This is a genomic window from Longitalea luteola, from assembly GCF_017356035.1.
Lineage (GTDB): Bacteria > Bacteroidota > Bacteroidia > Chitinophagales > Chitinophagaceae > Niastella > Niastella luteola.
Window position 1 is genome coordinate 686355 of sequence record NZ_JAFIQX010000001.1, and the last position, 20850, is coordinate 707204.

The following is a 20850-nucleotide window of genomic DNA, read 5'->3' on the forward strand; positions in this document are numbered from 1 at the left end:
AAAGGTTTTTGGTTAACAGGGCAGCAGGTGTAGGGCGTAGAATCAGAACTATCTCGAGCTTGCTGCCTTTTCTTTTAAATCTCAAATCACAAATCACAAGAACCAAATAATAAAGCAAAGATTTTAAATCTCAAGATCCAGAAATAAATCACAAATCTTAAATCACAAATGGTTGCAATTTGGGATTTGATTTTGATCATTGGTATTTATTTTTTGGCTCTTGGTTTTTGGTTCCTGGAATTTTAACTCTGCCATATGCTATTGCTTGGAATTGATGTAGGCACATCCTCTATCAAAGTTTCTGTTGTAGATGCCCAAACGCAAACTGTAAAAGCATCTGCCCAGTACCCCGAATCAGAATCTCCCATTATTTCACCGCAACCCGGCTGGGCCGAACAATCGCCCGATATGTGGTGGGAACATGTGCAGCAGGCTATTAAAAAAGCAAATACCTCCAATGCGTATAATCCGGCTGATATTGGCGCCATAGGCATTTCTTATCAAATGCATGGACTGGTAATGGTTGATGAGCAGCAGCAGGCGCTGCGCAATTCGATCATCTGGTGCGATAGCCGGGCTGTTGAAATAGGCGATAAAGCCTTTAATGCCATCGGTAAGAAGACAAGCCTTTCACACCTGCTGAACTCGCCCGGTAATTTTACTGCTTCGAAACTGGCCTGGGTAAAAGAAACAGAGCCGGATACGTATAAGAAAGCCGTCAGGATCATGCTGCCCGGTGATTTTATTGCCATGAAAATGACAGGTAATATCACCACCAGTGTGTCCGCATTATCGGAAGGTATTTTCTGGGATTTCAGGAAAGACCGCATCAGCCGCGATGTGATGGATCATTTTGGTTTTAACGACAAACTGATACCGGAGGTGCAAAACGTATTTTCTGACCATGGCCGGTTATCGGCGAATGTGGCCTCAGCGTTATCATTACGAACCGGCATCCCGGTTACCTATAAAGCCGGCGATCAACCCAATAATGCATTGTCGTTAAACGTGCTGGAACCCGGGGAAGTAGCTGCAACAGCTGGTACTTCCGGCGTAATTTATGGCGTAAGTGATGAGCTTACCTATGATCCTGAATCGCGGGTGAATACTTTTGCACACGTGAATTATACCAATGAAAAAAAGCGGTTAGGCGTGTTGTTATGTATCAATGGCACCGGAATTTTAAACCGCTGGGTCAAGAATATTTTCACGCCGGCCATCAGCTATTCGCAAATGAACAGCGAAGCATCAAAAGTGCCGGTAGGCGCCGATGGCCTGCGCGTGCTGCCCTTTGGGAATGGCGCCGAGCGCATGCTGAAGAACCAGATCATCGGCGTGCACTTCCATCATATTGACCTGAACCTGCACTCGCAGGCGCATTTGTTCCGTGCAGCGCAGGAGGGTATTGCCTGTGCCTTTAGGTATGGACTGGACATCATGCGTGAAAATGGCATGAACCCACAGGTGATCAGGGCAGGTAAAGCCAATTTGTTCCTCAGTGACCTGTTTGTAGAAGCATTTGTAAACACCACGCACGTGCCGGTTGAACTGTACAATTGCGACGGCAGTGTGGGCGCTGCTATTGGCGCCGGAATTGGGGTGGGCGAATATAAAACGCCAAAAGAGGCATTTACGCAGATAAAGCCGTTGACCGTCATAGAACCTGCGAAGAAAAAGGAGTATAAGGCCGTGTATGAGGAATGGAAGGAATTGCTGGATAATGTGCTTGATTAATTAGCAAACGTGAAAATTTGAAGGTCCCGACTAAAGTCGGGACAGGCTGGGCAAATGAATATAGTTGCGGTTACCAGTTGGCGAGCCGGTAACCTGAAAAAGGATAAATTTTAAATTTGAGCATTTGCCGTTTGCCGTACTTCTCCGCCGAAGCCTTCGCATAGGCGGATTGACCATTCACCATTCACTTCCCGACAGTTACCGGGAACCTGATTAATTAGAAAATCTTTCAAGTAAATAAATAACATAAGGTATATGAAAATAATTACTGGCGACAAGGAATTCTTTAAAGGTATTGGTTCCATTAAGTATGAAGGCGTGGAGAGCGACAACCCACTGGCCTTTAAATGGTATGATGAAAATAAGGTAATAGCCGGCAAAACCATGAAAGAGCATTTACGCTTTGCGGTATGTTACTGGCACACCTTCTGTAACACCGGCGCCGATCCGTTTGGTCCGGGTACAAAACATTTCGCCTGGGATGCAGCCGGCGATGCCAATCAGCGCGCAAAAGATAAAATGGATGCGGCGTTTGAGTTCATCACTAAACTGGGGGTTCCATATTATTGCTTCCACGATATCGACCTGGTTGATGAAGGCGCGAACTTAAAGGAATATGAAAGCCGTTTACAAACCATTGTAGACTATGCAAAACAAAAACAACAGGCCAGCGGCGTGAAATTGTTGTGGGGAACGGCAAATGTGTTTTCGAATCCCCGTTATATGAACGGAGCTTCCACCAATCCTGATTTTGCTGCTGTAGCTTATGCCGGTACGCAGGTAAAAAATGCACTGGATGCTACCATAGCACTGGGCGGTGAGAACTATGTGTTCTGGGGTGGCCGTGAAGGTTATATGAGCCTGCTGAACACCAATATGAAGCGGGAGCTGGATCACCTGGCCCGTTTTCTGACCATGGCGCGCGACTATGCCCGCAAACAGGGCTTCAAAGGCGTATTCTTTATTGAACCCAAACCTTGCGAACCTACCAAACACCAATACGATTTTGACTGCGCTACTGTGGTAGGCTTCCTCCGCCATTACGGACTTGATAAAGACTTTAAAATAAATATCGAGGTGAACCACGCTACCCTGGCCGGACATACCTTCCAGCACGAGTTACAGGTGGCTGCCGATGCCGGTATGCTGGGTAGCATCGATGCCAACCGCGGTGATGATCAGAACGGCTGGGATACCGATCAGTTCCCGATCGACCTGAATGAGCTGGTAGAAAGCATGCTCATCATCCTGGAAGCCGGCGGCTTTGCGGGTGGCGGTGTGAACTTCGATGCCAAAACACGCCGGAATTCTACTGACCTGGAAGATATCTTTATTGCGCATATCGGTGGAATGGATGCATTTGCCCGTGCCCTGACAATTGCTGACCGGGTACTGCAGAAATCGCCTTACCTGAAATTCCGTAAAGACCGTTATGCTTCATTCGACAGCGGCAAAGGAAAAGAATTTGAGACCGGCCTCCTGAAGCTGGAAGACCTGCGTGAGTACGCCTTGGCGAACGGCGAGCCCAAACAGATCAGTGGTAAACAGGAGTGGCTGGAGAACATCATCAATCAATACATTTAGGATTTCTGATTTCGAGATTTCCGATTTAGGGGATTTAGGGATTTTGAGATTTAGGGATTTTGAGATTTATGCATTTGAAGATTTAGAAATTTAGAGATTTGTCGGAATGTAGAACAGAAGCAAATCTCAAAATCTCGAAATCTCGAAATCAGAAATTTCCTCTGGTTTGCGAAGCATGCCATTATCACAAAGCAAACCATTAATAACGATTGTCTTAAACTAAATACTTGCCGTATGCAATTTCTTGGTCCAATCGATTGGCTGTTCATAGGCCTGTACATGGTTGTGATAGCAGCGATCTCCATCTGGTCGATTAGAAAAGCAAAAGACTCACCGTCTGATTACTTCCTGGCCAACCGGAACCTCGGGTGGTTTGTGATCGGTGCCTCCATCCTGGCTTCCAACGTAGGTTCGGAACACATTGTAGGGTTGGCCGGTACCGCCGCCAATAGCGGGGTAGTGATGGGGCATTACGAATTGCACTCCTGGATCATCCTGACGCTGGGCTGGGTATTTGTACCTTTCTATATGCGCAGTATGGTGTACACGATGCCTGAGTTCCTCGAAAGACGTTTCAATGCCAAAGCAAGATGGCTGTTGTCGATCATTCAGCTGATCAGCTATGTGATCGCGAAGGCGGCTGTAACCATTTACGCAGGGGCCCTGGTATTTAATTCGCTGCTGGGGGTCGACTTCTGGACGGGCGCCATCATTCTCGTAGTAGTTACCGGGGTATATACCATCTTCGGCGGATTGCATGCCGTAATGTACACGGAAGCCATCCAGGCCATCGTGTTGTTGGTAGGTTCCGCCGTGCTGTTGTTTATGGGATTGAATAAGGTCGGCGGCTGGGATGTGCTGATCAGTTCACTGCCCAAAGAAAAAGTAAATATGTTCCCGCCATTATCAGATCCTGATTTCCCGTGGGCAGGAATATTGTTTGCCTCGCCCATTGTTGGTATATGGTACTGGTGTACCGACCAGCATATTGTGCAACGCTGCCTGGCAGCGCGCAATGAAAAAGAGGCAAGACGCGGAACCATTTTCGCCGCTTATTTAAAACTGCTTCCCTTCTTTATCTTCATGATCCCCGGCCTGATCGCTTATGTGTTACATCAACAGGGGAAATTGAACATGTCAGAGACCGATACAGCTTTTCCCACCCTGGTGAAGGAGATCATGCCCGTGGGGCTTAGAGGATTATTGGCCGGAGGTCTGCTGGCCGCGTTAATGAGTTCGCTGGCTTCGGTTTACAATGCCTGTTCAACGCTGTTTACGATGGATATTTACCAGAAAATGAAGCCACATGCCAACAGTCATGAACTGGTGCGGGTAGGCCGGATTGCAACCGGTATTGTGGTATTGCTGGGGATGATCTGGATCCCGTTGATGAAGAATATATCCAAAGGATTGTACGGCTATCTGCAAAGCGTGCAATCGTACCTGGCGCCGCCTATTGCGGCCGCCTTCCTGCTGGGTGTATTTTCAAAACGTATCAATGCAAAAGGAGCCTACACGGCTATGGTAGCAGGTTTTATCATTGGTATTTTAAAGCTGGTGTTCGAACTGATGAAAGGCAGCCTGTCTGGCATCCTGTACGATTTTGCCACCATGAACTTTTTATACTTCTGTATTGCGTTGTTTGTGTTTTCGATCGTGTTGATGATCGCCGTAAGCCTGGCTTCGCCGCCACCGAACGAAAAACAAATAAAAGGCTTGACGTTTGCTACTACCGTAGCTGAAGATAAAGCCGCTTCCCGCGCAAGCTGGAACCAGAAAGATGTGATATTAACGGTGATCGTATTGTTGTTCATCGTTGCCGCCTTTATGTACTTCTCGCCTTTAGGCGTTGCTAAATAAAAGGCACTGCGCAGTAGGCAGTGGGCAGTAGACGCTGCCTGCTGCCTACTTTCTTTTTGCTACCAGTTGTGTTTGGCGATAATGATACAGATGTAGGATTGATACTTACCGCCATCGCATTTTACAAAGCCAATACCTACATCAACCAGGGAGGCATCCCATTTACCTATGCCCAGTAAGTGATCGCGGTGGCCCTTTGTGGCATCTTCGGCATCTATGATCAGGGATTTTATAGCTTCTACACCCGAATCATGCCCCGATCCGATCGATTCAAAAAAATTCTCCTTTTTATCCTTTAGCCAGTCCGGATTCAACGTATAACCACTTTGGTTGATAAAATAATTGATGCCATAACCGTCGGGATCAACGTGGTCGAAATAATTGCGTTTGGCCATATCCATGGCCTTTGCCTCGGCTACTCTGGCCAGCGTGTCGTTCCAGCGTAAGGGTGTCCTGGTTATGGGCAGTTTGGCATTCAGGTGTAATTCTTTATAATATTTCTGGGGGTTATTGCGAATGGCGTTCAATAATTGAAAAGCCTGTTGCGCTTCCTCTTTAACTATAAAGGGATTGTTATTGTAAAGAAACGACAATAGTAACATCACCACTGGTACCATGTAAGAGATTGCTTTCATAAGAAGTACGGTCTGGTTTTGGAAAATATAACTGATTAATTAAATATAAGCATATCCGGCCGGTTTTGCAATAGGCCGGCATGGGGAGAACATGGATTTAACAATACAGGTAGTTAATGGTTACGGTAACCAGCTACGAGGTCAATGGTGCGTGATGAATGGTGAATCACTCGCGGCATACGAAATTAACAATGGAACTTTGCTGGCGTGTTTGCCAATTGTCTGTTGTCAATTGTCTATTGTTCATGATACAACCCTTCTTCACCGGTAGCCAGGGACTGAATGGTAATGATGTTATTATTGCCTATCAGGTCGCCCGAGGTCATCACTACAACTGCTACGGGCAAATCACTTTTCAATATGGTATCGCCGCGAACGCTGAAGTTCTTGTTGTCGAACTGCAATTTGTCGCCGATGCGGTATCCCTTGCCATAGAGCCACTGGTGGCTTTTGATATGATCGGGGCTAAGTGTAGTACAGTGGGGTAACAGGGGAATGGAAAGGATGGATAGGATGGTGAACGTTTTCATAAGTAAGAAGGTTGGTTACATAAAAGTTAAGCAAGAACCGGGCCGGGTGAGTTAATTAGCTAATGTGATAATTTGATAATGTGATAATGTGATGATGTGATGATGTGATGATGTGCTAATGGAAATGCAGTTTAGGTGAGTGCTATGCATTAGGCTCTTGCCATAAGTACACACCCGGAAGATCAGACTGCCGAACCAGGAACATTATCACATCATCACATCATCTCATTGATTATTACTAGCTGTTTTAAGTGATTTTGTGTATTTGGAATATTTGTAATGTCCATAACACCGTGGCGGCGTTAAATAGTAATTATTTTTCGGTTCTAACAGCAGGAATGATCTGATCTGCTCATAACTTATTAGGACTGATGATGAACACAGGGTGTTCCGGGATGCCGGGATGCCCTTTTTGTTAATGTGATAATATGATAATGTGATAATTTGATAATGGAAATACAGATTGTATGAGCGCTGTGTGTCGGCATCCGGAGCAAAAGTAAAGCTTCGGAAAATCCGGCTGCATCACAGAAGCATTATCACATTATCGAATTATCACATCATCACATTGCTTACTTACAGTTTCCGCCAACGGCCTCATCTACAGCGGCCTTGAACTGTAATGCGAAATCTTTTTTCTGTTCGTTCAATAACGACTTCACGAATATGATAGCGGCATAATTACGGCACTTGTCAATATACGGCCAGGTGCCGAACAAACCGGGACTGCTTACTACCGTACTGTTGCCGTTGGCATCTTCTTCCTGGATCCATTGACCCAAACCGTAGTGAAAGCCTTCTGCCACTTTTGGGGTATGTTTTACCGGTAGGTTGGTGAATTGCGGTTTCTGCATTTCTTCAATGGCTTTTTCACTGAGTATCCTTTTGCCCTCAAACATGCCCTTGTTCAATATCATCGATAAAAAGTTCATATAGTCATTGGCAGTACTGCGCGCGCCGCCGGAAGGATTGGGGGCATACCCGTTTTCATTCATAAAGGAGGTGGCCCTCATCTTCAACGGGCGTAATAACTTTTCCTGTATCAGCCGGTCGAACGGTTTCTTCGAGATCACTTCCAGTACGCGGCCGGCCACATTCAGGCCAATGGTGCCATAATGGAATTCAGTGCCTGCATTGTTTGAAATTTCTTTAGCGGCAAAAGCATTCACTTCTTCTTCCAGGTTCATGAATTTGCGGCGTTGTACGATCTTTAGCAGGTTGCCTTTATCTTTTTCAATGCCGGTCGTATGCGTCAGGCACTGGCGGATGGTGACATGGCTTTTCATGTATTTGTCAAAAACGGGGAGGTACTTATTTACCGGGTCATCGAGGTCGAGTTTCCCTTCATCTACAAAGATCATCACCAGGGCAGCGGTCAGCCATTTACTGGCGCTGGCAATCGGGGCGGCTGTTTTGGCATTGAAATCAGTTCCGAGCTCTTTGGTGTAAATCACCCTGCCGTCTTTATACACCATGGCAACAAGGTCGTTGCCCAGGAGTTTCTGGTTCTTATTTAACAGGGCGTCCACATTGCTGAAGTCCGGTTGGGCGAACGAAAACTGAAAGATTAACAGGTATACGGTTAAAATACTGCAACTGAGGCAGATGGGTCTCATTTTTAATGACATAAATGCATAAATTTTTGGCCTGGATTGTGATTTGCAGGTAATGTACAGCTTAATTGAATATCAAAGCTCGGGTTTGAACCGATTGTTTATTTGTACGTTGAGTATGGGTAAACGGTTGGAAGACCAGCAGGTTGAAATAGCTGGCTTGTATTCAATTAGCAAATTATCACATAATCAAATTATCACTTTAGCTATATGAACTTAGGAAATTTTACCATAAAGGCAGCGGAGGCTTTTCAACAGGCACAGCAGGTAGCTTTTAATTCGCAGAGTCCGAATATAGAAACGGAACATCTGTTAAAGGCCTTACTCGACCAGGAGGATTCTCCGGTTGAATACCTTTTGAAGAAGAACAATGTTACCGTTAACCTGCTCGAAAACAAATTGCAGGAGTCGATCGGTAAATTACCCAAAACAAGTGGTGATGCGGCACAAATGGTTAGCCGCGAAACGAACAATGTGGTACTGCGGGCCGGTGCGGCTTTGAAGGAATTCGGCGATGAATTCATCACGCCCGAACATTTGTTGCTGGCCATCGTGCAGGGCAACGATTCTACTGCCCGTTTGTTAAAAGAGGCCGGACTAAGCGAGAAAGGTCTTGTAACCGCTATTAAAGAATTACGCAAGGGCGCAACGGTTAGCTCTCAAACGCAGGAAACCCAATTCAATGCGCTGAATAAATATGCGCGTAATTTAAACGATCTGGCACGCCGCGGCAAGTTAGACCCGGTTATTGGCCGGGACGAAGAGATCCGCAGGACCTTGCACATTTTGTCGCGCCGTACCAAGAATAATCCGATCCTCGTAGGTGAACCCGGTGTGGGTAAAACCGCGATTGCAGAAGGAATAGCCCACCGGGTGGTAAATGGCGACGTACCGGAGAACCTGAAAACCAAAGTTATTTATGCGCTGGATATGGGACAACTGATCGCCGGCGCCAAATATAAAGGGGAGTTTGAGGAAAGGCTGAAAGGTGTAGTGAAAGAAGTAAGCGATAGCAATGGCGAGATCATTCTGTTCATTGATGAAATACATACCCTCGTGGGCGCCGGCGGCGGTGAAGGCGCTATGGACGCAGCGAATATTTTAAAGCCCGCCCTGGCGCGGGGCGAGCTGCGGGCCATAGGCGCCACTACCCTGAATGAATACCAGAAATTTTTTGAAAAAGATAAAGCCCTTGAACGCAGGTTCCAGAAAGTAATGATAGATGAACCATCGGTTGAGGATGCCATCTCCATTCTGCGTGGATTGAAAGACCGTTACGAAACGCACCACCATGTGCGCATTAAAGACGAAGCCATTATTTCGGCAGTGGAATTATCGGCCCGGTATATTACCGACCGGTTCCTTCCCGACAAGGCGATCGACCTCATCGATGAAGCAGCGGCCAAATTGCGGCTCGAAATGAATTCCATGCCCGAAGAGCTGGATCATTTGATACGACAAATACGTCAGCTGGAGATTGAACGCGAGGCTATTAAACGCGAGAACGATGAGGACAAGCTAAAATCGCTGAATACCGAAATAGCCAACCTGAGTGTTGAACGGGATACCGTAAAAGCCAAATGGCAGGAAGAAAAAGAGCTGGTTGATAAAGTGCAGGACGCCAAGTCAAAAGTGGAACAGTTGAAGCAGCAGGCTGAACAGGCAGAAAGAAATGGCGATTACGGAATGGTGGCCGAGATCCGTTACGGTAAAATAAAAGAGCAGGAGCGCCTGATCAATGAGTATTCAAACCAATTGAATGCCATTAGTGAGAACAAGCGGTTGATGAAAGAAGAAGTGGACGCAGAAGATATTGCTGAAACAATAGCTAAAGCTACCGGCATACCGGTGACCCGTATGTTGCAGAGCGATAAGGAGAAATTGTTGCAGCTGGAAGAAAAACTGCACGAGCGGGTAGTAGGGCAGGACGAAGCGATTACCGCGGTAGCCGATGCTATTCGCAGAAGCAGGGCGGGATTGCATGATCCCAAAAAGCCGATAGGGTCATTTATTTTTCTGGGAACTACCGGTGTTGGTAAAACCGAGTTGGCCAAGGCCCTGGCCGATTACCTGTTCGATGATGAAAGCATGATGACCCGCATCGATATGAGCGAATACCAGGAGAAGCATACGGTAAGCCGTTTGGTAGGCGCACCTCCGGGTTATGTAGGATATGAAGAAGGTGGGCAACTAACCGAGGCTGTTCGTCGTAAACCATATAGTGTGGTGCTGCTCGATGAAATCGAAAAAGCACATCCCGATGTGTGGAACGTGTTATTGCAGGTGCTGGACGATGGGCGGCTGACAGATGCCAAAGGCCGGGTGGTGAATTTCAAGAACACCATCATCATTATGACGAGCAATATCGGAAGCCACCTCATACAGGAAGCGTTCGAAGATGTAAAAGAAAGCGCTGTGGAAGAAGCTACAGAACGGGCCAAAGTGGAAGTGATGAATTTGCTGCGGCAAACCATCAGGCCCGAATTCCTGAACAGGGTGGATGAGATCATCATGTTCCAGCCATTGCTGAAGAAAGAGATCTTTGGCATTGTGCAGATCCAGCTGAATCACCTGAAAAAGCAGGTAGCCGAAAATGGCATCGATCTGCGGTTCAGCGATTACGCCCTTGAATACCTGGCCGAGCAGGGTTTCGATATGCAATTTGGCGCCCGGCCGTTGAAACGGCTGATCCAGAAGGAGATCGTTAATCCGCTGAGCAAAAAGATCCTGGCCGCCGACATCGACAAATCCAAACCGGTGATGGTTGACGTATTTGATGGAGTAGTGGTCTTCAGAAATGAGGCGCCGGAAAAAGTGAGATAAGCAAAGTGCTGAATATATAAATGACAGGATCAGTTAATTGAAATTTTAATGAATCGTTAAAGAAATGGGAATTGCCGGCAGCACAAAACCAAATGAACGAGCCGATGTTATTTAAAGTGAGTGAGAGAGAAAGCCTGTGATCAAAAACCTGTCAGGTCCATTTACGAGGTAACAGATTTTGGGGAGGACCTGACAGGTTTTGTATGAACGGGTAATTTGAGGAATTATTAGTTAATTGGACCAGGCCACTCTGCTAAAAGTAGAGTGGCCTTTTTTAATCCATTCATAAAAAGCGTAACAAAACAATGAGGAGCGATATATGCCTGTAAAAAATGATAAAAACAAGGATATCATTTCAACTAAAGGGCTATGGGCTGGAGAGCCGGATGCGCCGGTGAGTCTGGTTTTATATGGTGACTATGAAAGTGAAGAATGTGCCAAGGTACATAAGGTGATTCTAAAGTTGCTCGATTCGCATGGAAAGAAGATCAGATTCAATTACCGGCATTTTCCGATGACCCAGATACATCAGCATGCGCATAAAGCGGCTGAAGCGGCGGTGGCAGCTGCCCAGGAAGGCAAATTCTGGGAAATGCATAACCTGTTATATGCACACCATCGCCGCCTGGGTACCATCAGTTTACGGGAATACGCCCGGGAAGTGGGGGTAACCAGTAAGAACTTTTTGCCCGACCTGGTAGAAAGCAAATACGGTTGGACCGTGCGGACCGACCTGCTGGAAGGATTAAATAAGGGCGTTCGCAGCGTACCAACGCTGTTTATTAACGATCGCCTGTATCATGGCCGGCTTAGTCAGCCAGAATTAGCGCGGGCCATTGAGGAAGAATGTCACACAGTTAAGCGTAAGAGAGCCTAGCGTGGATCGCTAGTGAAAACAGAAAGAATTGCAGAATAAGAAGAGTTTAGTGTTGGATGAAGGGTGATCTTTATGAAGTCTAAGTAAAAAAGGTGTTGTGAAAACAACACCTTTTGCTTTTTAGTCCCGGATCTTACCAAAAACATCCATTTCAGGGCGGATTTTAAAAAAAAATTAAAATTTTTTTTCGGCTTAAATGGTTTTATGCTGAGTCACGAAAAACTAACAAATTCACGTGGTTTGTTGAAAAGGCAGCTATAGGAAGGGTATAGGATGAATGATTTTTATTTATAAATGTGGTGAAAATAAATTTTAGGTTCCGAAAGTGCCACATTTTATTTTGTTTAATATTATGTCTGCAGACCTGCTGTAAGGACAAATTTTTTACTAACACTTGTTTGATTGCCGGGAAAAAAGAAACTTTGGTTAATCATTGAAATTATAACGATTGCCTGTTCATACACGCTCCCGGTTCCGGGAGCTTTTTTTATGCCCATACTAAAAAAGGCAGTGTAGAAACACCGCCCTGAATGAATGAATGATTGCTTGCCATATGAAAAACTGCAGTTACGGGTGGATTCGAACCACCGTAAGAGGGTTTGCTAGCCTCTGCCTTCCCCCTCGGCCACGTAACTCATTTTAAACGCAAAACGCTGAACCTGCCTGGCGGCCCCACTGGCCACTTGCCATTTTACTACTCGCCATTTATTACCCGCTCATTATACACCCATCGTACATACCAGTTGCGGATATCTTCGAAATAGTAAGTGAATACAACCGCAGCAGCCGGGATCAACCATAAACTGTACCATCCCGTTGAGTAAGCGATCATAACCCCGATGGTAACAGTTAGCAATCGAAGGAATTCCAGGTGTACCACCCACTGTTTCTGTTCCATAATAGCTCCGCAATTGATCAGCGTAAGCAATAAGGCAATGGTGATCAGTAGCTGTTGATGCAGGGGCAGGTATCCTTCAAAAAGTATGAATACGAACAACAGGACAATGCTTAAGACGATCTGCCATACAACATACCTGTTAAGCGGTTTATCTACCGGTACATCCTTCTTTTGAACCAACAGTTTTGCTTCGGCGTGCTCGCGGAACCGATGATCAATTAAATCAGGTTTACCAAAAAGCAGTTTCATCTTATTGATAACCCCTTTTGTTTTACGGGCTGCTAATAACAATTCAGCAATGAAGTGAAAATGCTGCCACAAAAAACTATAACTTTTAAGCGGATGTGTTAAACCATATTGAATAGCCACACCATCTTCTTCTTTTTGAAAAGTACCGAACAACTTATCCCAGATGATGAATACATCTCCGTAGTTCTTGTCGAGGTACTGTTCATTGCTTGCATGGTGTACCCGGTGGTGTGAAGGAGTAACCAGCACATATTCAAGTATTCCCAGTTTCCTGATCAGTTGGGTATGGATAAAGAAAGGGTACAACCCATGCACCAGCAAAATGCTGGTGATCATGGAAGCCGGGAAGCCCAGTATCGGCAGCACTGCCCAGAAACCCGTTCGCACAAAAGCCTGAAACACGGTTATTCGCGCCGATACCGTATAGTTAAAATCTTCGCTTTGATGATGTACTACATGCACTGCCCAGAACAGATTGATCTCATGCGCCAGCCGGTGATACCAGTACCACAGAAAATCGGTGCATAACAGGAGTACGATCCACAACAGGATGCCTGGTTGAATATTGAACAAACCGAATTTTTTCTGCAAATGATCATATATAAAAAAGAACAAACCGGTAACCCACACATCCAGCAGCCGCTCTGCAATCCCTACGCTGATATTAGCAATGGAATGGTGCAGATTAAAAAAAGGCTTCTTTTTTTGCCGGGCTATAAAAAATTCCAGGGCCATGAAAACAACAAAAAAGGGCACTGCCAGTGCCAGCAGGTTCAATTTCATAACCGGTAAAGATTGATGCGGATATTTGCTTTATTGTTTCGGATCCAGTTTTATAAGTTGATACTGCGATGCATCTGTTACGCGGATCTTCTTTTTATTATATACAGGATGCTCTATCGATAAAATAACTGGTAGTTCCTGCCAGGTGGAAATAGTAAAGGCGCCTTTGTTATTCGAAAGCGCTTCCTCCTCACCTGATATTATATAGATATAAGCGTTCTCAATGTATTTACCTGTAGCACTGTTCTTTACCGCACCTTCTATGGTATATGGTTTGGCCGGAAAAATTTCTGATGTATTGAAAATAACAGCCGGCAACGCAATCAGCCAGCTATTGCGATGTATGCGATTCATGCGTCAATATTTTTAAATGATGATAGACTATATATACCTCCCGGTAATATTATCAACATCGTTCTTTTGAATAATAAAGTCGCATGGTGGTGTCGATTTCACCACAATGATACATCAATTAATTAAGTCTACAAAATAGGTGGACTAAAAAAATATACAAATAGAATTTCGAGGAGGCAGAATTTAGACTATCTATTTTTCAGAAGGTTTAATTCTTGTGGTATAAATAGTGTCATAACAGGCTGTTTTTTTCCGCTCAGGCGGTGTAGGTTACAGGTAGTATAAGGTTGGGTACGTGCAAACATTTATAGTAACCGTTTTTTATTACAAAGGCATGGAAATTGTTAAGCTCTCTTGAAATGTTTTTGATTCAAAACAAACCAATCGAAAATGAAATCAATGAGAAACCTGTTTAAGTATGTAATGATTGTAGCAACAGGAGCAATCATTTTTTATGCTTGTTCCAAAGACAAATCAGATAATAGTTCAACTGTGCCTCCGGGTAAGCAGGAGTTAAGCCTTTATCTTACTGATGGTCCTACTGATTATTTCGACAAGGTGTTGATCGATATTAAATCAGTAAAAGTGCTGGTTGATACCTGCGATAAAAGCCGCCGCCGTCGCGATGATTGGGACAGTACCAAAAAATGTAACATCTGGGATTCCCTGAACATTGCCCCGGGCGTATATGATCTGTTGACCTTACGTAATGGTGTTGATACCCTGCTGGGCAGTGGCATGGTAAGCGATGGCACCATCCGCAAAATTGTTATAACCCTTGGCACCAACAACTCGATCGTAAAGGATAGCGTTTCCTATCCGCTTAACCTGGTCAATAAGCAGACTTCCATCACGATCAGGCTGTATGGTCATGAGTGGGACAATTTCTCCAATGGCCGCTACCGCCTGTGGCTTGATTTTGATTGCGGCCGTTCCATTGTTCGCCTGCGCAATAATGAATTTTACCTGGCCCCGTTTATCCGTGCCTTCATCATTAAAGAATCCGGTTCGGTGAAAGGTATTGTTAAACCTGCTGATGCCTATCCGATCATTTCCATTTACAACGCTACTGATACCGCTTATGCATTCCCCTGGCGCGATGGCCGGTATAAGGTGCGCGGATTAGATGCCGGTTCATATTCTGTTTACATAAATGCCGGCAATGGCTACCAGGATACAACGATCAATAATATATCGGTGGCTATCGGCAGGGAAACAGACCTTGGCACCATTACCCTTCACAAATAATACAAGCAAAAAGCAACACAAACCCTGGCAGCTCCGATTGCCGGGGTTTTTTATTGGGAGTGGTGAATGGTGAGTCGTGAAGGTTGAAGGAGAGTGAGGGGGGATGATGCTGTTACCGGGGGGTTCCGGTCACCGGGCAAAGATTTAAGCCTCCGGTCCCTGGTAACTGGTGCCCGGTAACTGGTAGCCTGCAACCTGTATTCCCATTAGCAAATTATCTCATTAGCACATTAGCACATTTTTCTTCACTACCTTTGCGGGTCTTATGCTGCTTTATAAAGAATTTACATTTGATTCAGCCCATTTTCTGCCCAATGTGCCCGATGGTCATAAGTGCAAGAATATTCATGGCCATACCTATCGTTTACGTGTGTGGCTGAAAGGCAAACCAGACCCCAGGCTGGGTTGGATCATTGATTTTGCTGAGTTGAAAACGATCATCAAACCAGTAGTAGCTCAGCTCGATCACAAGCTCATGAATGATATTGCGGGGCTTGAAAACCCAACCTGCGAGCTGATAGCCGTATGGATCTGGGACCAGCTGAAACCTGCACTGCCCGCCATGCATCGCATTGAACTGCATGAGACGCCCACATCCGGGGTCATTTATGAAGGAGAGTAATTTGATTTATGTTTCTCATACTAAAGTAGAGACGTAATTTCTGATTTCGGGATTTTGAGATTTGCTGCGGACTGAACGGTCTTAAAATCGCTAACTCTGTAAATCTCGAGATCCGGAAATCGAGAGATTGTCAAATCCAGAAATCCCGCAATCCCGAAATCCCGCAATCAAAATCAGGCTTCGTGTTTGCTGAAAAAGTTATCCAGCGAAATAGGGCCGCCTCCTTCAACCAGGAAGAGTATCAGCAACAACAAGACGATCAATGCAAACGGTAATTCAAAATTGCCAAATGCCTCCCGCTGCGTATTGATGAAAATAATGGCGCCCATTAAGATGGGTATGTTCAGCAAGGCAGCCCAGCGGGTAAGCAATCCAATGATTATCAGGAAACCGCCCAGCAGGTGCGACCAGGTGATAAAGATGACCAGCCAGTCGGAGCGGTTGGCAACCAGACTGCCTTTAACCAGTTCTTCCAACGTAGCCGTGTTTACCAGGAAAAAGATGCCTTTTAAGAAGAGACAGATCCCTAAAGCTACCCGCAGCACTACCAGCCAACGGGGATGGTGTGTAAGGCTCCACTGATGAATTTGTTGAAGCGTACCCATGGCAGGACATTTTATGATTTGTAAAATGCTAATGGCTAATGGGTAAAACCCGCTAACAAAATAACCGGGTGAACCCGTTAACTGTTAACGTACTATAAAGTTACACTTGAAATTTTTATTATAGACCAGTGCCTGTAATAAATTTGAAATGTGAAAGCCCTGCTAAATCAGTCAGGTGCCAAAATATATTCACATATAATGCGTTGTTAACAAATTACCCGATCTTTATCCCTTCCTGTAGAGCAACTTATGATTCATCAAAATGAGGCCAGGCGGCCTTCCGTTAAAAAATCAATTACCATGAAGAAATCTGCCCGTATATGGACAGGCGCACTATTCGTACTCTCCGTTTCCGCTTTATCTTTCAGTATGTGTAAACCTGGCGATGCCAAAGGACAACCAGGTGCGGCGGATACCGGCAAAGAGGTTGTGAAAAATGATACCGAGGTTGTAAAGCCTTCATTACCACCACTGGATACTGCGTTATTTCTCGCTAAACTGCAAAAGAACGCCAATGGCGACTCAAGCGGCAAATGGCCGGTAAAAGGCGCTTATCCAAAACCTGGCGCCATTTTCCCTTTTAAACGGGTTATAGCCTATTATGGTAATTTCTATTCTAAAAAGATGGGTATTCTGGGCGAATATGCCGAGGATGTGGTCATCGACAAATTAAATGGAGAAGTAAAAAAATGGCAGGCGGCCGACACCTCTGTGGAAGTGATCCCCGCTATTCATTATATCGCAGTTACAGCACAGGGCAGTCCCGGCGAAACGGGAAAATACCGGTTGCGCATGCCTGCTTCCCATATTGAAAGAGCGATCAATATGGCCAGGAAAATGAATGCCCTGGTTTTCCTGGATATTCAAATTGCCTTAAGTACCCTGCAGGAGGAAGTGCCCCAGCTGGAAAAATACCTGAAACTGCCCAATGTGCACCTGGGTATCGATCCGGAGTTTTCGATGAAGACCGGCAAAAAGCCCGGCTCAGTGATCGGCTCCATGGATGCCGCCGACATCAATTATACTACTGACTACCTGGCCAAACTGGTGAAGGCCCATAATCTGCCGCCCAAGATCCTGGTGGTGCACCGCTTCACTCAAGGTATGGTCACTAATTATAAACAGATCAAACTACAGCCTGAAGTTCAGATCGTCATGGATATGGATGGATGGGGACACCAGGCCCGTAAGTTCAATACCTACAAACAGTTCGTTTATAAAGAGCCTGTACAGTTCACCGGTTTCAAGATCTTTTACAAGAACGACCTGCGCGAGGCCAACAGCCATGTGTTACAGCCGGCAGAAGTGTTGAAATTGAAGCCACAGCCGATCTATATTCAATACCAATAGTGTAATTAACATATTTGCTGCACAGATGTGCCACACTTTTAAAGTGTGGCACATCTCTTTAAAATGCGAGTGGCGAGTAGGAACTCCTACTCGCCACCCGCCATTTAAAATGCTTTTATTTTAGTCCACTTTCGTGATCTTCAATACGTTCGTAGGAATGTGCAGGTGCACCGGTGTACTACCTGTATTCACCACTACATCGCCGGTTTTCAGGAAACCTCTTTCTTTCAGGATCCTGATCTGGTCGAACATGATATCATCCAGGCTTTCCTCTTCATCATAAAAGAAGGCGCGAACACCCCAGCTTAAGCTCAACTGGTTTACCAGCGTTCTTTCCTTGGTAAAAATGTACAAGGGCGAATAGGGACGGTAGCTGCTGAGCACAAAAGCAGTATAACCACTTTGCGTCATACCGATCAGCGCATCGGCCTTGGTATCCTTAGCGAGTTTACAACCATTGTAACAAATGGCGTCGCTCAGGAAAGAAGGTGAGTGCGGCAGCGGTTTCAGGTCCTCTTCGCGGTTATAACGGTATTCGGTGCGTTCCACTTCCAGGATGATCTTGCGCATGGTTTCCACCACCAGGGCGGGGTGTTTACCGGTAGCCGTTTCGCCGCTCAGCATCACTGCATCGGCGCCCTCCAGCACAGCGTTGGCCACATCGGTGATCTCGCTGCGGTTAGGTTTTACGCGGTCGATCATGCTTTCCATCATCTGGGTAGCCACGATAACCGGTTTTGCGCGGTGGATACATTTACGAATGATATCGCGTTGCGCTAAAGGAACTTTTTCAACCGGCAGTTCAACACCCAGGTCGCCGCGGGCCACCATTACGCCGTCTGATTCAAGAATGATATTGCGCAGGTCAACCAGGGCAGAAGGCATTTCTATTTTGGCAATGACTTTCGATTTGCTGTTGCGGTCCTGCAATCTTTTCTTCAGGTCGATTATGTCATCAACTTTCCGCACGAACGACAATGCAACCCAGTCAACTTTCTGATCAATGATGAAATCCAGGTCTACAAGGTCTTTTTCGGTTAATGCAGGAAGCGAGATCTTTGTATCTGGCAGGTTAACCCCTTTCTTGGGCAGTAACATACCGCCGTAGGTTACCTGTACTTTTACATCGCCTGCTTTGGTAACATCAACTACTACCACTTCCAGTTTACCATCGTCGATCATGATCTTGTTCCCTACTTCCACATCTTCATGCAGGTTGGGGTAGGAGACATAGATCTTTTCCTTGGTGCCTACTACTTTTTCTTTGGAGGTGAAGGTGAGGATGTCGCCCGGTTCAATGAGCAGGGCGCCGTTCTCAATTTCACCAACGCGTAACTTGGGGCCCTGTAAATCGGCCAGTATGGAAATGTTGTACGGTTCTTTTGAGTTGATGGCACGGATGTGTTCGATGATCTGTGCCTTGTTTTCATGGGTTCCGTGAGAAAAATTCAGGCGGAAAATATTAACCCCTGCTTTTACCAGCTCCAGCAATTTTTCGTAAGTGTCACAGGCAGGCCCTACGGTAGCTACAATTTTGGTTCTATGTGTACTATGTTGAATGCCTGCTTCCTTGTCCATTTCATTGTGCAGGTACTTGGTAATATCTCGTGCCATTGTATTTTTTTCTTGATTCTAAAATTCTGGTTTATTCGATGCAGGTTATGGTATCTAATAAATTGATTAGCTGGCCAGGATCTTCACGATCTTGATCCATTCTTCGCTGATCTTCTGTTTCGATTTCACCGCTCTTTCCAACAGGGTATAGTGCATCCGGTTATTCAATATGCCCACCATTACATTGTGCCGGCCTTCGAGCAGGGATTCCACGGCAGCGTATCCCATGCGGCTGGCAATAAGGCGGTCGAGACAGGTTGGCGAACCACCCCGTTGAATATGCCCCAGGATACAAACCCTGGTATCTGCGAACGGCAGGCGTTCTTTTACCACTTTAGCCACTTCATTGGCGCCGCCAAATTCATCACCTTCGGCCACTACCACCATGTTCACGAGTTTTTTGCGGCGTTCTTTTTCCTGAAGCGAGGCTATCAGTTCCTCAATATCCGTCTTACGTTCTGGTATCAAAATATGTTCCGCACCTGTGGCAATTCCACTGTGCAGGGCAATATAGCCAGCATCCCGGCCCATTACTTCTATAATGAACAAACGGTCGTGAGCATCGGCTGTATCGCGAATTTTATCAATAGCTTCAACAGCAGTATTTACAGCAGTATCGAAACCAATGGTAAAATCGGTTCCGGCAATGTCTTTGTCGATGGTACCGGGTAAACCAATGCAGGGGATGTCGAATTCGCGGCTGAAGATGTCGGCGCCGCGGAATGAACCATCACCGCCAATGACCACCAGGCCGTCGATACCCAGTTTTTTAAGGTTTTGATAAGCTTTCTGACGTCCTTCGGGTTGAAAGAATTCTTTGCAGCGGGCTGTTTTCAAGATCGTTCCACCCCGTTGAATGATATTGGCTACACTGCGCGAATGCATGGGTACTATATCATTTTCAATAATACCGCTATAACCGCGCATAATACCAAACACCTCCAGTCCATAATAATTCCCGGTTCTCACAACTGCCCGTATGGCGGCGTTCATACCCGGAGAATCACCCCCTGAGGTAAGGACACCGATTTTAGTCACCTTTTTTGCCATGAATAAAATCTGTTTTATTTATAAATCTTCGAATCTGCAAAGGAAATCGATAAAGGCTGTCTACTTTTTTGAAAGGCGGCCCAAAAATAAGGTTTTGTTTTGATACACGTATTAAGTACACGCTGACTCAAAAAAACACTAAAATTGTTTTATAAATCGATATTTTTTTTACGAAACACTATTTTTTTTAACCATTATTGCGGTTTTATTAAGGAAACGGGTTTAGCTAACATTAGTTGCCCGTTAATGGCTTACAAGGTTCAAGATAATAAATGTGTTAGAAAGAAATGATTAATAAATTGAACAACCGTATGCATAATACGATTCGTGTGTTGAATGAAAGAAAACGAAATACTAAATAATGATATGAAACGGTCATCCCCGTGTAAACAGGATGACAAGGTTCAATCTGGTCAAAGCG

Annotated in this window: 16 protein-coding genes and 1 tRNA gene; 8 read left to right on the plus strand and 9 right to left on the minus strand. The window is 45.4% G+C overall.

What is annotated here, in order from left to right:
• Window positions 1–255 precede the first annotated feature (255 nt).
• From JUB15_RS02560 to JUB15_RS02570, 3 genes are all read left to right on the plus strand, one after another.
• A complete protein-coding gene (locus JUB15_RS02560; protein ID WP_207510749.1) occupies window positions 256–1734 on the plus strand; it encodes a xylulokinase in 1479 nt (492 codons plus the stop codon).
• Between the two features lie 255 nt (window positions 1735–1989).
• Complete coding sequence (gene xylA, locus JUB15_RS02565) at window positions 1990–3318, plus strand: xylose isomerase (RefSeq protein ID WP_207510750.1); 1329 nt, start codon at window positions 1990–1992, stop codon at window positions 3316–3318.
• A 234-nt stretch (window positions 3319–3552) separates the two neighbouring features.
• Window positions 3553–5178, plus strand: a complete 1626-nt coding sequence (locus tag JUB15_RS02570) for a sodium:solute symporter (RefSeq protein WP_207510751.1) — start codon at window positions 3553–3555, stop codon at window positions 5176–5178.
• A gap of 59 nt (window positions 5179–5237) precedes the next feature.
• On the opposite strand, the gene JUB15_RS02575 is transcribed toward JUB15_RS02570, so the two are convergent.
• The 3 genes from JUB15_RS02575 to JUB15_RS02585 all read right to left on the minus strand — a co-directional run bounded on the left by JUB15_RS02575 (window position 5238) and on the right by JUB15_RS02585 (window position 7971).
• The gene (locus tag JUB15_RS02575) at window positions 5238–5813 is read right to left on the minus strand and encodes a CAP domain-containing protein (RefSeq protein ID WP_207510752.1); all 576 of its coding nucleotides are present in this window, start codon (window positions 5811–5813) and stop codon (window positions 5238–5240) included.
• Window positions 5814–6049: 236 nt separating this feature from the next.
• Complete coding sequence (locus tag JUB15_RS02580; RefSeq protein WP_207510753.1) at window positions 6050–6343, minus strand: hypothetical protein; 294 nt, start codon at window positions 6341–6343, stop codon at window positions 6050–6052.
• Between the two features lie 572 nt (window positions 6344–6915).
• On the minus strand, window positions 6916–7971 hold the full coding sequence (locus JUB15_RS02585; RefSeq protein WP_207510754.1) for a serine hydrolase domain-containing protein: 1056 nt from the start codon (window positions 7969–7971) through the stop codon (window positions 6916–6918).
• A 195-nt stretch (window positions 7972–8166) separates the two neighbouring features.
• Between JUB15_RS02585 and clpB the strand changes: the two genes are divergently transcribed.
• Both clpB and JUB15_RS02595 read left to right on the plus strand, forming a co-directional pair.
• On the plus strand, window positions 8167–10779 hold the full coding sequence (clpB, locus tag JUB15_RS02590; protein ID WP_207510755.1) for an ATP-dependent chaperone ClpB: 2613 nt from the start codon (window positions 8167–8169) through the stop codon (window positions 10777–10779).
• A gap of 319 nt (window positions 10780–11098) precedes the next feature.
• On the plus strand, window positions 11099–11656 hold the full coding sequence (locus JUB15_RS02595) for a DsbA family protein (RefSeq protein ID WP_207510756.1): 558 nt from the start codon (window positions 11099–11101) through the stop codon (window positions 11654–11656).
• 564 nt (window positions 11657–12220) lie between these two features.
• On the opposite strand, the gene JUB15_RS02600 is transcribed toward JUB15_RS02595, so the two are convergent.
• From JUB15_RS02600 to JUB15_RS02610, 3 genes are all read right to left on the minus strand, one after another.
• A tRNA-Cys gene (locus JUB15_RS02600) sits at window positions 12221–12291 on the minus strand.
• Window positions 12292–12350: 59 nt separating this feature from the next.
• The gene (locus JUB15_RS02605; protein WP_207510757.1) at window positions 12351–13586 is read right to left on the minus strand and encodes a sterol desaturase family protein; all 1236 of its coding nucleotides are present in this window, start codon (window positions 13584–13586) and stop codon (window positions 12351–12353) included.
• A gap of 30 nt (window positions 13587–13616) precedes the next feature.
• A complete protein-coding gene (locus tag JUB15_RS02610) occupies window positions 13617–13940 on the minus strand; it encodes a hypothetical protein (RefSeq protein WP_207510758.1) in 324 nt (107 codons plus the stop codon).
• 399 nt (window positions 13941–14339) lie between these two features.
• On the opposite strand from JUB15_RS02610, the gene JUB15_RS02615 reads away from it, so the two are divergent.
• Window positions 14340–15188, plus strand: a complete 849-nt coding sequence (locus JUB15_RS02615) for a DUF4382 domain-containing protein (protein WP_207510759.1) — start codon at window positions 14340–14342, stop codon at window positions 15186–15188.
• A gap of 265 nt (window positions 15189–15453) precedes the next feature.
• The gene (gene queD, locus JUB15_RS02620) at window positions 15454–15810 is read left to right on the plus strand and encodes a 6-carboxytetrahydropterin synthase QueD (protein WP_207510760.1); all 357 of its coding nucleotides are present in this window, start codon (window positions 15454–15456) and stop codon (window positions 15808–15810) included.
• 173 nt (window positions 15811–15983) lie between these two features.
• On the opposite strand, the gene JUB15_RS02625 is transcribed toward queD, so the two are convergent.
• Window positions 15984–16415: a DoxX family protein gene (locus JUB15_RS02625; protein ID WP_207510761.1), complete on the minus strand. Its 432-nt coding sequence runs from the start codon at window positions 16413–16415 to the stop codon at window positions 15984–15986.
• Window positions 16416–16715: 300 nt separating this feature from the next.
• Here JUB15_RS02625 and JUB15_RS02630 point away from each other — a divergent pair, with 300 nt between their 5' ends.
• Window positions 16716–17765: a hypothetical protein gene (locus tag JUB15_RS02630; RefSeq protein ID WP_207510762.1), complete on the plus strand. Its 1050-nt coding sequence runs from the start codon at window positions 16716–16718 to the stop codon at window positions 17763–17765.
• A 120-nt stretch (window positions 17766–17885) separates the two neighbouring features.
• Here the strand turns inward: JUB15_RS02630 and pyk are convergent, their stop codons facing one another.
• Both pyk and pfkA read right to left on the minus strand, forming a co-directional pair.
• Entirely contained in the window at window positions 17886–19379 is a 1494-nt protein-coding gene (gene pyk, locus JUB15_RS02635; protein ID WP_207510763.1) for a pyruvate kinase, read from the minus strand.
• 66 nt (window positions 19380–19445) lie between these two features.
• Complete coding sequence (gene pfkA / locus JUB15_RS02640; RefSeq protein ID WP_207510764.1) at window positions 19446–20429, minus strand: 6-phosphofructokinase; 984 nt, start codon at window positions 20427–20429, stop codon at window positions 19446–19448.
• Window positions 20430–20850 lie beyond the last annotated feature (421 nt).